The sequence below is a fragment of the Streptomyces sp. NPDC046261 genome (assembly GCF_040646235.1).
Lineage (GTDB): Bacteria > Actinomycetota > Actinomycetes > Streptomycetales > Streptomycetaceae > Streptomyces.
In genome coordinates this window covers 166,664-180,664 of record NZ_JBEYZU010000012.1, presented here as the reverse complement: position 1 = coordinate 180,664, position 14,001 = coordinate 166,664, and the positions used below count along the sequence as shown (strand labels likewise).

Below are 14,001 nucleotides of genomic sequence, written 5' to 3'. Positions count from 1 at the left end.
CTGCTGCAGATCATCGACCCGACGTTCAAGGCGTTCCATGTCGAGGGCACCTCGTGGGACCCGTACGACCCGGTCGCCAACATCGTTGCTTCCTGTAACTACGCTGCCGACAAGTACGGCTCGATGGACAACGTCAACTCCGCCTACTGAGCCGGCAGACATCCGAAACGCCGAAAGGGCGGCGGCACCCACACCGGGTGCCGCCGCCCTTTCGCATGCCGGCTGGGCTCACTCGTGCGCTTCGGCCGCCACCGGCTTCGGGATCATGAACGAGGTCGCGAAGGCGGCGGCCAGGATGACCACACCGGCGATCATGCCGGCGAGGTACCCGTCGGCCGAGGCCGGGTCGCCCGGCAGCACTGCGGTCTTGACCGCGTAGAGCAGGGCGAAGCTCAGTCCGGCGCCGAGGTTGAAGGCGCCCGCGTTCAGGCCCGGCAGGAAGCCCGGGTTCTCGCTGGGGGACAGGACGATGCCGAGTCCGTTGAGGACGATGTTCGCCACGCCCGCGTAGGTGATGCCCACGAGGATTGAGGCCACCAGCAGCAGGGCGCGGGAGTGCGACGGCAGGGTGAGGATCATCAGGACGACCGACGCCACGGAACCGGTGAGCCCCAGCCGCAGGACGCGGCCGTATCCGTAGGTGGCGGCGAGCCGGCCGGCGACCGGGCCCATGGCGAGCCCCGCCAGGGCGTACGGCGTGAGCGTCCACCACGCCGACTCCTCGGCGCTCATGCCGAGGCCCGCCTTGGCGTCCTGGGCGAACGTGGGGATCAGCCCGTTCATGACGGCGAACACGCCGGTCATGGTGAGCACGGTGGTCAGCAGGGTCGCCCAGGTCGCGCGCTGCTTGAGGTGGTGGGTGGCGACCAGGGGGTGGGCGGAGCGGTCCTCGGTGCGCCAGAACAGCGCGAAGGCGATCGCCGAGACGGCCACGAGGCCGGCGACCAGGCCCCAGCGGGCGGCGCCCAGCTTGCCCGCCTCGTTGAGCGCGATGAGCAGCGAGCCGACCGATACGACCAGCAGGCCGACGCCGGGCCAGTCCATCCGGTTCGCGGCCGGAACCTTCGACTCCGGGGTCAGGGTGACGACCAGGGCGGTGGCGACGACCGCGACGGCGGCCATCGCCCAGAAGACGGCCTGGAAGCCGTGGTTGTCGGCGAGGAATCCGCCCGCGAGGGAGTCGACGCCGGCGATGCCGCCGTTGACGGCGGTGATCACGCCGAGCAGGGTGCCGTACCGCTTCGGCTCGGTGACCTCGACCCGCAGCATGATCAGGCAGAGCGGGACGGTCGGGCCGGACGCGCCCTGGATGACGCGGCCGACGAACAGCATGGGCACGCTCTCCGCCAGCGCGGCCACCACGCAGCCGACGGCCATCAGGGCCAGCATCCCGGCCAGCACCTTGCGGCGCCCGAGGACGTCGCCGAGCCGCGGCAGGAACAGGGAGAAGAGGGCGGCCGAGGTGAAGAACGCGGTCTGCGTGAGCCCGATCTCGGCGGAGGTGGCACCGAGGCTGTCCTCGATGCTCTTCAGCGCGGGGCTGAGCATGCTCGCGTTGAGCTGGAAGGCGATACAGGCCGTGAGGAGCGCGGCGACCAGTACACCCACCCGGGTGGTGCGGCCGCCGGGTGCGCCGGCGGTCCGGTCCCCGGCGCGGTGGTCAGAGTGAGAAACGTTCATGCCTCGGCGTCTTTATTTGTGGTCGACAAAACAGCCCTCTGCTCTGCTGAACAGTGGTGGATTTCTCGGAGCGCAGCAGAAGGGCTGCCACCGGAAGGAGCGCCCCGGCGTTTCCGGCGCCGGGACGGACCGGTGATCAACCGGCCGTACCTTTGGTCCGTGGGCAAAGGTACCGTCTCCACTCATTTTGCCAGGCCGCGGACCCTGCGGGTCATCGCCGGGACGGCCGGGCGGCGGGTCAGGAGGCGTCGCGGTGCACGGCGACGACCGCGGCGTCGTCCCCCAGATGGCCGTGGACGTGGGCCAGCAGGTCCTCCCGCAACTGCCGCACGAGCTCGTCCGGGCTGTCGCCGTTCCAGGCGGCCGCCCGTTCGGCGAGCGGGAAGAAGGCACCGTCGCGGTCGCGGGCCTCGATGACGCCGTCGGTGTACAGCAGCAGCACGTCGCCCGCCTCGAACGCGAACGTCTGCACCTCGTACTCGCCGCTGCCGGCGAGCTCGCCCAGGCCGACGGGCAGATGACGCGCCTCGGTCTCCAGGGTGATGACGCGGTTCCGCCGCAGGAGGAGGGGCGGCGGGTGGCCGCAGGAGATCAGGTGGACGGCCGGCTCGTGGTCCGGGATGTCCAGGAGGATGGCGGTCGCGAAGGACTCGGTGACGTCCGGTCCCGCGTCGGCGCGCCACTGGACGGTGTCCCAGCGAACGGCCCCGTCCAGATGGACGGCGAGCCGCGGCAACGTGGCCTGCCGGTGGGCGGCGGCACGGAACGCCCCCATCAGCAGGGCGGCGTGACTGATCGCCTTCAGCCCCTTGCCGCGGACGTCACCGATGAGCAGCCGGGTGCTGCCCTCCACCGTGCGGGCCGCGGCGTAGAGATCGCCGCCCATTTCCGCCTCGGCCTCGGCGGGCAGATACAGACAGGCGATCCGCAAGGGGCCGCTGCGGCGCGGCAGCGGCTGCAGCAGGACGTGCTGCGCGGCTTCGGCGACCGACTTCACCCGGTACAACTCCCGCTCCCGGCGGTCCCGCACCAGGCAGAAGACGACCAACAGCGCGGAGACGAAGACGAGCGCGGCGATCTGCGCGTGGATGTTGGCGGTGGTGAGCACCCCCCTCATGACGCCGATCAGCACCTGGCCGACGACGGCGAGAGCCCCGACCGCCGCCGTCAGACGGGCGCCCGCGAACGCCACCGTCAGCGCGGGCGCGGCCACCAGCAGAGGTCCGAGGTGAATGTGGGGCGGGGCCAGAATGTCGACGACGCAGACCGCGACGATCAGCCCGAGCGGGATCACCACCCGCGCCGGAGCGTGGCCCGGCTGCCAGGAATGGCGGACGACGGTCGGCGGCCGAAAGGGCATGCCGCAAGTCTGCCACCCGGCCCGACGGCACCCGCACACGCACGCCCGGACCCCGCCGGTGCCCCACCCCTCCGGCCCCTCCGCCCCTCACTCCACCACGACGGTGGCCTTTGAGGGCCCGGCGGCCCGCGTACTCCCACATCGCGCCATACCGCACGGACCTCTTGCGCACCGGCCGCCGCGCCACCACCGTGGGCCTGTGGTGGTCCCTGCCGTCGCGCACGCCGTGCCGAGGCGGGCCGGAGCCGACGACGGAGGGCATGCGATGACCGCGAACACCCGGAGCCTGCGGGTCATGTCGTTCAACCTGCGCTTCGCCTCCGAGACGGGGCCGCACCCCTGGTCGGAGCGGCGCCCGGTCATGCGCCGCCTGCTCCACCGGCAGGCACCCCAGCTCCTGGGGACGCAGGAGGGCCTCTACGGGCAACTGCGCGACATCGCGCACGACCTCGGCCCCCGCTACGCCTGGCTCGGCCTGGGCCGGCACGGAGGCAGCCGCGACGAATTCACCGCCGTCTTCTACGACATCACGCGGCTGGTCCCCGAGGAGTACGACCACTTCTGGCTGTCCGACACCCCGTCCCTGATCGGGTCGGCGACCTGGGGCAACGTCGTCGTGCGCATGGCCACCTGGATCCGGTTCGCCGACCGGCGCACCGGCAAGCGGTTCCACATGCTCAACACCCACCTCGACCACGTCCACCAGTACGCTCGGGAACGCTCCGCGGAGCTGATCACGACTCGGCTGGGGCCCGACCCGGCCCTGCCCCGCGTCGTCACCGGCGACTTCAACGTCCCGGCCCACCGCAACCCCGTCTACACCACCATGCTGACCAAGGGCGCACTGGTCGACACCTGGGACTCCGCTGCCGAGCGCGGCCCCCAGTACGCCACGTTCCACGGCTACCGCCCCCTGGTGCCCGACGGTGACCGCATCGACTGGATCCTCACCTCCCCCTCGGTCCGCACCTGGCGGGCGGAGATCGACACCTTCTCCGAGAACGGGAAGTTCCCCAGCGACCACCTGCCGGTCCAGGCCCTCGTCGAGCTGTGACGGCCGATCTGCGACCCCGGGTTCTGAGCATGGCCACTCGTCAGGTAATATTCATTTCGCGCCGCTAGCTCAGTTGGTTAGAGCGGCTGACTCTTAATCAGCAGGTCCGGGGTTCGAGTCCCTGGTGGCGCACAGAGAACGAAGGCCCCCACCACAGGTGGGGGCCTTCGTCGTGCCCGAGGTGGCGCCGGCGCGGAGCCGACGGGGCGCGCGGGGGTCAGAAGGCGGTGATGGTGGCGGGGGCGCGCTCGGCGCGGCTGAGGGCCCGTAGGACGCCGGTCGGGCCGTGGCGGCGCACGGCCAGGCGCGCGAGCAGGACGACCACCGCGTCGACGGAGCCGGGCGGCAGCTCCGGCGTCGCGACGCCGACGCTGACCGCCAGGTCGTCGCAGTGGACGGCGAGTTCCATCATCCGCGTCGTCAGCAGATCGTCGAGCGACAACGACCACGCCCCCCACAACGGAATGCGCACGGCCCTCGCGCCCACCGCCGGCAATGTCCGCGCCAGTTCACCGATGGCCGCCTCGACCTGTTCCGCCAGCGCCACCGGCCCCTCGGCCGCGGCCTCCTCTCCGCCGCGGCGGATTCGGACGTTGATGTCGTCGTCGATGCCGGCGCCGATCCACTCGACCCGTTCGTAGTGTTCGAGGAGGGAGACGACCGGCTCCCGCGGCGCCGGCCCGGCCAGGGCCCGCGGCACGGCCAGGACCTGATAGGCCAGATGACCGGCGAGACCACCCACGGTGAACCGGGGCAACGCGCTCGCCCCACCCCAGGCGGCACCGACCGCCGGTTCCCGCAGCAGACCGACGGCCGCCCGGGCCGTGCCGAGGAAATCGTCCCTGATCCTGGTCATCCGGCCCCTCCTCGCGCCTCGCCGGTGCCGCTGCCCCGCGACGCCGGTTCCTGGCACCGTACCGGCCGGGAACGATCGGTATCGACGGGGCCGGCGCGAGCTAGCATGCGCGCATGGACGCGAGCCGCGACTTCGATCCGTGGTCCCCTGGTTTCGTCGCCGACCCCTATCCCGGTTACGCGCGGCTGCGCGCCGCGGGACGCGTCCACTGGTTCGCGCCCAGCCGCCAGTGGCTGGTGCCGCACCACGCCGACGTACGGGCCCTGCTGTGCGACCGGCGCCTGGGCCGTACGTATCTGCACCGCTTCACCCATGAGGAGTTCGGCCGCACTCCGCCGCCGGCCGCGCACGAGCCGTTCCACGTCCTCAACGGCAACGGCCTGCTCGACCTGGAGGCCCCCGACCACACCAGGATCCGCCGCCTGGTGGCGAAGGCGTTCACCCCGCGCATGATCGAGGCCCTCGCCCCGACCGTCCGGCGGCTGGCCCGCGAACTGGTGGACGGCCTCGTCGCCGAGGGCGGCGGGGACCTGATCGCCGCGGTCGCCGAACCGCTGCCGGTGGCCGTCATCGCCGAGATGCTCGGCATCCCCACCGCCGACCGCGCGCTGCTGCGCCCCTGGTCCGCGGACATCTGCGGCATGTACGAGCTGAACCCCGGCGAGGAGACGGCACGGCGCGCGGTGCGGGCCTCGGTCGACTTCTCCGCGTACCTGCGGGAGCTGATCGCCGACCGCCGCGCGCACCCCGGTGACGACCTGATCAGCGCGCTGATCGCCGCGCACGAGGAGGGGGACCGGCTCACCGGGCAGGAGATGATCTCCACCTGCGTGCTGCTCCTGAACGCCGGCCACGAGGCCACCGTCAACGCCACCGGCAACGGCTGGTGGGCCCTCTTCCGCAACCCCGCGCAGCTCGCCGCCCTGCGCGCCGACCACGGCCTGCTGCCGCGGGCGGTCGAGGAACTGCTGCGGTACGACACGCCGTTGCAGCTCTTCGAGCGCTGGGTGCTCGACGACATCGAGGTCGCCGGCACCGTCATCCCGCGCGGCAGCGAGGTCGCCCTCCTCTTCGGCTGCGCCAACCGGGACCCCGCCCGCTTCCCCGATCCCGACCGCTTCGACGTGACGCGCGCCGACAACCCCCACCTCAGCCTCGGCGCCGGCATCCACTACTGCCTGGGCGCCCCCCTGGCGCGGCTCGAACTCGCCGCCTCCTGCGGCGAGTTGCTCCGACGGGCACCGGGACTGCGGCTCGTGAGCGAGCCGCGGTGGAAGCCCGGCTTCGTGATCCGGGGGCTGCGGGAACTGCTCGTCGAGTGCTGACCGGCCGTTTTGCCGGGCCCCTCGTCGGGGCATGGCCCGGCCGGGCGTCGTCCCGGCGTGCCACTTCACTGGTGTGGGTGACGTCGATTTTCGGATATCCGCCGTGATGATGGGCATTCAACCCTTTGGTGTGGCCGTGGCGTAGCTGTGGCGGGGGGCCTCGTGGTGGATGCCGGTCGGTGGAACGCACTGTCGGGGGACGCGATCGCGGTGGTCGGGGCGGCGTGCCGGCTTCCCGGCGGCATCGCCGACCTGGAGGGCATGGGGGCGGCCCTGGCCGAGGGCCGCGACCTGATCAGCCCCGGTCCGCCCGGGGGCCGCTTCGACGCCGCGCGTTTCCAGGACCCCGACCCGCAGCGGCCGGGCAAGAGCTACACCTTCGCCGGCGGCTATCTGACCGACGTCGCCGGCTTCGACGCGGCGTACTTCGGCATGTCCCCGCGCGAGGCCAGGCACCTCGACCCGCAGCAGCGGCTGCTGCTGGAGCTGACGACGGAGGCGTTCGACGACGCGGCCATCGACCCGCGAGAACTGGCCGGTTCGGACACGGCCGTGTTCGTCGGGGTGTCCGACATGTCCTACGGCGGGCTGCAGATGACCCGCCTGGAGGAGGTCGCCGCCCACACCATGAGCGGCAGCGCCCTCTCGCTCACCGCCAACCGCCTCTCGCGCACCTTCGACCTGCGGGGCCCGAGCATGGCGGTGGACACCGCCTGCTCCTCCTCGCTGGTCGCGCTGCACCAGGCATGCGAGACGCTGCGCTCGCGGCGCAGCGGGGCGGCGGTCGTCGGCGGCGTCAACCTGCTGCTGGGCCCGCAGGCGTTCATCGGGTTCTCGCGCGCCATGATGCTCTCGCCGCGCGGGCGGTGCGCGACGTTCTCGGCGGAAGCGGACGGCTACGTACGCTCCGAAGGCGGAGCCGTGGTGCTGCTCAAGCCGCTGGCCGACGCACTGGCGGACGGCGACCGCGTCCACGCGCTCATCGTGGCGAGCGGCGTCAACTGCGACGGTCTGACCCCCGGCCTGGCCGTGCCGAGCGCACGGGCCCAGCAGGCCCTGCTGGAAGAGGTGTACGGGCGCGCCGGGATCGACGCCGACGACCTGCTGTACTTCGAGGCCCACGGCACCGGCACCCCGGTCGGTGATCCGCCCGAGTGCGAGGCGATCGGCCGGGCCCTGGGCACGCGCCGCACCCGGGGGCCCCTGCCGATCGGGTCGGTGAAGACGAACCTCGGCCACGGCGAGCCCGCCTCGGGGGTGACCGGGCTGCTCAAGGGCATCGTGGTCCTGCGCGACGGACACATCCCGGCGAGCCTGCACGCCGAACCGCCCAACCCGGCCATCGACTTCGCGGCCCTCAATCTCGACCCGGTGACCGAGGCCCGGCCGGTGGCCGGCCGTCTCCCGGGCTTCGTCGGCGTGAACAGCTTCGGCTTCGGCGGCGCCAACGCCCACGCCGTCCTCGCCCCGCCGCCCCCACCACCCGCCACGGCGAAGAGCCCGGACGGCCCGCTGCCCGTGCTCGTCTCCGCCCGTACCCCGCGGGCGCTGGGCGAGGCCGCCGCCGCCATGGCCGCGCGCCTGGCCGCCGCCGACGAGGACGGCTTCCGCGACCTGTGCTGGACCGCGACCCGGCGCCGGGCCCGCCACCCGCACCGCCTGGCCGTCCTCGCCGACAGCGCCCAGGACGCGGCCCGGCGGCTTGCCGAACTGGCCGACGACGAGGGGGCGTTGCGTGCCGCCGACACCCCGCCCGTGGGCGCGGGCGCGGTGGCCTTCGCGTTCTGCGGCAACGGCAGCCAGTGGGACGGCATGGCGGCTGACCTGATGGCCGACGCCCCCGCGTTCCGCACCGCCGTCGAAGAAGCGGACGCCCACCTGACGCCCCTGCTCGGCTGGTCCGTCGCCGAACTCCTCGCCCGCCCGGCGCCCCGGGAGGGCGAGACCCCCGAGCGGCCGATGGCGGACACCCTCCATGCCCAGCCCGCCCTCTTCGCCCTCCAACTGGGCCTGGCCGCCCAGCTCGCCGCCTACCATGTACGGCCGGGCGCCGTACTGGGCCACAGCAGCGGCGAACTCGCCGCCGCCCACCTCTGCGGAGCCCTCGACCTGCCCGCCGCCGCACGGGCGGTCGCCGGGCGCAGCCGGGCCCAGGCCGGCACCGCGGGCCTAGGCCGCATGGCCGTCGTCGCCCTCGGCGAGGAAGCCGCCTGCCACGCGCTCGCCCCCTTCCAGGGACGGCTGGAGATCGCGGCGGTCAACAGCGCCCAGGACGTCACCGTCTCCGGGGACACCCACGCCCTGCGCGCCTTCTGCCGAACCCTGGCCGAACGGGACGTGCCCTTCCAGGAACTGGACATCGACCACCCCTTCCACAGCGCCGTCATGGACGGCATCGAGGAGGAGCTGCGCCGGACGGTCACCGGCCTCGCCCCCGCGGCCCCCCGCGTCCCGATGTACTCCACCGTCACCGGCCGGCCGGTCGGCCCCGGCGAGCTGGACACCGACTACTGGTGGCGCAACGTCCGCCACCCCGTCCGCTTCGCCGACGCCGTCCGCGCCCTCGCCGCCGACGGGCTGGCCGCGATCGTCGAGATCGGGCCCCGGCCGGTCCTGCGCGGCGCGCTGTCCCGGCTCGCCGCCGAAGGGCCGCACACGCCCTTCCTCGTCACACCGGCCATGACCCCGGACGCCCCCGGGGCGGAAGGGGTGCGGCGGGCGGCGGCCCGGCTGCTGGCCGGCGGCCCCCGGCGGCCGGACGACGGCACGGACCCCTGGTTCCCGGCCCCCGGCCGGGTACGGGCCCTGCCCGCCTACCCCTGGCAGCGCGAACGCCACTGGCACGGCACCCCCGAACACTGGGTCCGCACCAGTGGCGACGGCATCCTCGTCCACCCCCTGCTCGGCGAACGGCTTCCCGCCCTCGAGCCGATCTGGCACGCCACGGTGGAGCGCACCCGCACCCCCTGGCTCGGGGACCACGACGTCGCCGGGGCCGTGGTGATGCCGGCCGTCGGATACGTGGAGATGGCCCTCGCCGCCGGACGCGAGGTCTTCGACGCACCCGTCGAACTGGACACCATCCACATCCCCCGCGGACTCCCACTGCCCTGGGACGCGGCCATGGACATCCGGCTGCAGACCTCCCTCTGCGACGAGGACGGCATCTGGCGCGTCGCCAGCCGCACCGGCGACACCGGCAGCTGGCGCCTGCACGCACGCGGCCGGGCCCGCCGCCTCGCCACCACCACACCCCCACCGGACGCCGACCTCACGGCACTGCGGGAGCACGCGCCCGAACAGCGCGACGTCCAGCGGCTCTACGACACGGCGGCCCTCGCCGGCCTGCGCTACGGCCCCGCCTTCCGCTCACTGCGCGACCTCTACGTCGGCGACGGACAGGTACTGGCCTCCTACCAGTGCACACCACCGGACGACGGATACGGCGGTTACGTCGTCTTCCCGCCCCTGCTCGACTGCGCCTTGCACCCGTGCGTGGCGCTTCTCACCGACGTGGACACCCTCTACCTGCCCGCCGCGATCGGCCGCGTACGGGTCTGGCGCACCGCCCCGCCCACCGGGTGGGTGCACGTGCGGCTGCGCTCACGCACCCGGCGGGAGATCGTCTGGGACGTCACGATCATGGGCGAGGACGGGGCCGTCGCCGTCGAGATGGACGAGTGCCGCCTGCAGCGGATCGAGGTGAACCTCATCGACGACCTGGGCCAGTACACGACGGTCCTGCGCGCCGCCCCGCTGCCCGGCCGGCCCGTCGCCCCCTCGCCCCTCCCCGCGCCCGTGACCGTCCTTGAGGCGGCCCAGCCGGAGATCGACGCCATCACCGCAGGCATGTCCCCCGAGCGGTACGCCCGGCAGACGGGGGAGATCCAGCGACTGATCGCGGAAGGCGCGGTCGACCTGCTCGACAGCCTGCTCCCCGATCCCGCCGACGTATGCGCCGGCGTCCTGCCGGCCGGTGTGCTCCCGCGCTTCCGCGCCCCCCTGAGCCTGCTGCTGGACATGGCCGAGCGCCACGGCGCCCTGAACCGCGAAGCACGGACCATCCAGGTGGGCAGCGCCGCCGAGCGTGCCGGGGCGATGCGGGAACTGATGCTCGCCGCCCCCGAACGGCACGCGACCGGCCTGCTCTTCGCCCGCACCATCCTCTCCATGCCGGACGTCGTGAGGGGCCGGCGGGACCCCATGGAGTCGCTCTTCCTCGACAGCGGCCCCGAACTGATCAGCCAGTTCTACGACATCGACCCCACCACCGCCCTCCACAACCGGATCGGGCGGGCCCTGTTGAGGCAGCTGCTTGCCTCGTGGCCGGCCGACCGGGCCCTGCGGGTGCTGGAGGTCGGGGCCGGCACCGGCGGACTCACCGCCTGGCTGCTGCCCCTGCTGCCCGCCGAACGCACGCGGTACGTCTTCTCCGACGTCTCGCCCGCCTACTTCCCGGCCGCCCAGGCACGTTTCGCCGGCTACGACTTCGTCGACTACCGCACGCTCGACCTCGACGCCGACCCCCTCGCACAGGGCTACGACCCCGAGAGCTTCGACGTGACCGTGGCCGGATTCTCCCTCCACGCGGCCAAGGACATCGGCGGCTGTCTGCGGCGCCTGGCGACCCTGACGGCCCCGCACGGGCACCTGCTCGCCCTGGAGGCCCATTCTCCGGAACTGCTGGTGTGTGTCTTCGGCATGCTGGACAGCTTCTGGCAGACCGACGACACCCATCTGCGCCCCGGCTCCGTGCTCCTGGCACGCGACCGGTGGCCGACGCTGCTGGCCGGTCACGGGTTCGGGGACGTCGTACAGACCGGGGTGCCGCAGTCACCGCTGTCCGAGCAGTTCTCCGTGCTGCTGGCCCGCAGGCACGACGCGAGTACCGTACGGTCCGCCAACCGGCCCCTACCGCAGGCCGACGGAGAAGCTGCGGCCGAAGCCGATACGGCCGGCTCCGAGCCGCTGTCCTGGGTGCTCGTCACCGACGACGACTCCGAGGACGCACTGGTCCGCGCGCTCACCGCCCGGCTCACCGCGGCGGGCAGCCCCCACGTACGCACCCTGACCGTGGACGCGGTGCACCACGACGGCAGCAACCTCCGCCCGGACGGCACCGGGCCCGCCGGCGTCGTCTACCTGCTCAACGAGCGCCCCGACCACGCCGCGGCCGACGCCCCGCACCTCGCGGTGGACCTCGCGGTACAGCGGCTCGCCACCTTGCGCGCGATCGCCCGCGCGCACCGCGCCCAGGACGCCGACCAGGCGCTGCGCGCCCTGGTCCTGGTGTGCCACCCCACCGGCGCCCTGCCCGCTCCCGAACGGCCCGCCGTCCCCGGCCAGGCGGCCGCCTGGGGAGCGACCCGCAGCCTGGCGGCCGAGCTGCCGTCCCTTCGCGTCAAGCGCGTCTCCTTCGACCGCGGCACCGAACCCGACGCCGACGCCGCACGGCTGCTGGAGGAACTGCGGCCGGCCACCGTGACGGACGAGGACGAGGTCGTCCTCACCACCGCCGACCGGTTCGTGCCCCGCGTGGTACCGGCCCCGCACCCCTGCGAGCCGGGCGTCGGCGCCGCCGGCCGCAACCACCGGCTCACGATCGACCGGCCCGGACTGGGCTACCGGCTCGCCTGGGAGGAACAGCCCACCCCCGTGCCCGGGGAGGGCGAGGTGGTCGTCTGTGTGCGGGCCGCCGCCCTGAACTACCGGGACGTCATGGTCGTCACCGGCCTGCTGCCCCCGGTCGCCGAGGACGGCGTCTCCTCCGAGGAGTACATCGGCCTGGAGGGCGCCGGCGTGATCACCGCCGTCGGACCGGGCGTCACCGGCCTCCAGGCGGGCGACCGCGTCTTCGGCATGATGCACTCGTGCGCCAGGTACGCGCGCACCCGCGCCTCCCAGGTACGCCTGATGCCGGCCACGATGACCTTCACCGAAGCGGCCACGGTGCCGGTCGCCTTCCTCACCGTCCAGCACAGCCTCGAGGAACTGGCACGCATGCGCCCGGGGGAGACCCTGCTCGTGCACGGCGGCGCGGGCGCCGTCGGCCTGGCCGCCCTGCAGTACGCCCAGCACATCGGCGCGAAGGTGATCGCCACCGCCGGCTCGCCCGCGAAGCGCGACCTGCTCACGGCGCTCGGCGTCGACCACGTCCTGGACTCCCGGTCCCTGGCCTTCGCCGACCGGGTGCGGGAGCTGACCGGCGGCAGGGGCGTGGACGTCGTACTGAACTCCCTCAGCGGGGAGGCGGCCGCCCGCAGCATGGAGGTCCTCGCGCACGGCGGACGGTTCGTGGAGCTGGGCAAGCGGGACCTCTACGCCAACAGCCGCGCCCTGCTGCGGCCCCTCGCCGGCAACGCCTCCCTGCACGTGGTCGATCTCGCCCGCATGACCTTCGTCGAACCCGACGCCGTCTCGACCGCGCTGGACACGGTGGCCGAACGCCTCCGCGTCGCCCGCTACCGGCCCCTGCCGCACCAGGTGTACCCCGCCCACCGCGTGGAAGAGGCCCTCCGGCTGCTGCAGCACTCCAAGCACATCGGCAAAGTCCTCCTGTCCTTCGACGAACCGGTACCCGTGCGGACCTTCCCCGCCCCGCCGCCCGTCGACGCCGACGGCACGTACGTGGTGGTCGGCGGGCTCAGCGGGCTCGGCGCGCGCACCGCCGTCCACCTCGCCGAACGCGGCGCCCGGCACCTGGCACTCGTCGGCCGCCGTGGCGTCGACACGCCCGAGGCGCCGGAGGTCCTGTCCCGGCTCGCCGCCCGCGGCGCCTCGGTGACCGTGCACGCCGCCGACGTCACGGACGCCGACGCCATGCGGAGCCTGCTGCGGCAGATCGACGCCGGCGGGCATCCGCCGCGCGGCGTCGTCCACGCCGCCCTGCACCTGGAAGACCGGGAGCTGACCGACCTGGACGACGAACACCTGCGTGCCGTCCTCGCACCGAAGATGGCCGGCGCCATGGTCCTGGACCAGCTCACCCGCCACCGCGACACCGCCCTCACGCTCTATTCGTCGGTCGCCGCATGGACCGGCAACATCAAGCAGGCGAACTACGCGGCGGCCAACCTCTTCCTCGAAGCCCTCACCCGCCGGCGCCGCCACGACGGGGAGCCCGGCCTGGCGGTCGCCTGGGGCGCGATCGCGGAAACCGGCTACGTGGTACGCGAGGGCCTGACCTCCTCCCTCGCCGCGGCCGGCCTGACCCCCGTCACCCCGCACGAGGCGTGCACCGCACTCGACCGCTTCCACGCCCACGGCACCGATGTCACCGCCTACGGCCGCTTCGACTGGGCACGGATGGCGATGATCGTCCCATCGCTCACAGGCCCCCGCTTCGCCGCGATCGTCCCCCCGCCGCTCATGGGAACCGACTACCGGCTGGAGGAACTGCTGGCCCACCTCGCCGCCGCCTCCCCGCAGGAGGCACTCGATCTCCTGGAGAAGGCCCTGACCTCGGTCATCGCCGACATCCTGCGCATGCCCGCCGATCAGCTGGACCCCGCCGCGAACCTCAAGGACTACGGCATGGACTCCCTGATGGCCATGGAGCTTCTGGCGACACTCCGCAAGCAGTTCCAGTGCGACGTGCCCGTCATGCAACTGCTGCACAGCGACGGCTCCGTCCGGGGCATCAGCGAGATCCTCCTGCCCCACCTCACCACCCGGCGCACCGACGAAGCGCCCGTCCCCCCGAATTGACCCCCCGCGACGCCGGGCC

6 protein-coding genes, 1 tRNA gene and 1 pseudogene are annotated in these 14,001 nt (G+C 73.4%); 5 read left to right on the top strand and 3 right to left on the bottom strand.

Features of this window, described 5'->3' with window-relative positions:
- A pseudogene (locus ABZ956_RS21680) lies at window positions 1-150 on the top strand (lytic transglycosylase); the annotation flags it as partial.
- Between the two features lie 78 nt (window positions 151-228).
- Here the strand turns inward: ABZ956_RS21680 and ABZ956_RS21675 are convergent.
- Together ABZ956_RS21675 and ABZ956_RS21670 are read right to left on the bottom strand one after the other, a co-directional pair.
- Window positions 229-1,680, bottom strand: a complete 1,452-nt coding sequence (locus tag ABZ956_RS21675) for an MFS transporter (RefSeq protein WP_361895978.1) — start codon at window positions 1,678-1,680, stop codon at window positions 229-231.
- Between the two features lie 238 nt (window positions 1,681-1,918).
- Window positions 1,919-3,040 carry a PP2C family protein-serine/threonine phosphatase gene (locus tag ABZ956_RS21670; protein WP_361895975.1) on the bottom strand — a complete coding sequence of 374 codons (1,122 nt, stop codon included), beginning with the start codon at window positions 3,038-3,040 and terminating at the stop codon, window positions 1,919-1,921.
- Between the two features lie 265 nt (window positions 3,041-3,305).
- Between ABZ956_RS21670 and ABZ956_RS21665 the strand changes: the two genes are divergently transcribed.
- Window positions 3,306-4,094: an endonuclease/exonuclease/phosphatase family protein gene (locus ABZ956_RS21665; RefSeq protein WP_361895972.1), complete on the top strand. Its 789-nt coding sequence runs from the start codon at window positions 3,306-3,308 to the stop codon at window positions 4,092-4,094.
- A gap of 58 nt (window positions 4,095-4,152) precedes the next feature.
- Window positions 4,153-4,226, top strand: a tRNA-Lys gene (locus tag ABZ956_RS21660).
- An 85-nt stretch (window positions 4,227-4,311) separates the two neighbouring features.
- Here ABZ956_RS21660 and ABZ956_RS21655 read toward each other — a convergent pair.
- Window positions 4,312-4,950: a maleylpyruvate isomerase N-terminal domain-containing protein gene (locus ABZ956_RS21655; RefSeq protein ID WP_361895969.1), complete on the bottom strand. Its 639-nt coding sequence runs from the start codon at window positions 4,948-4,950 to the stop codon at window positions 4,312-4,314.
- A 113-nt stretch (window positions 4,951-5,063) separates the two neighbouring features.
- On the opposite strand from ABZ956_RS21655, the gene ABZ956_RS21650 reads away from it, so the two are divergent.
- Window positions 5,064-6,275, top strand: coding sequence for a cytochrome P450 (locus ABZ956_RS21650; RefSeq protein WP_361895966.1), 1,212 nt, complete (start codon window positions 5,064-5,066; stop codon window positions 6,273-6,275).
- A gap of 162 nt (window positions 6,276-6,437) precedes the next feature.
- On the top strand, window positions 6,438-13,982 hold the full coding sequence (locus ABZ956_RS21645) for an SDR family NAD(P)-dependent oxidoreductase (RefSeq protein WP_361895963.1): 7,545 nt from the start codon (window positions 6,438-6,440) through the stop codon (window positions 13,980-13,982).
- Window positions 13,983-14,001 lie beyond the last annotated feature (19 nt).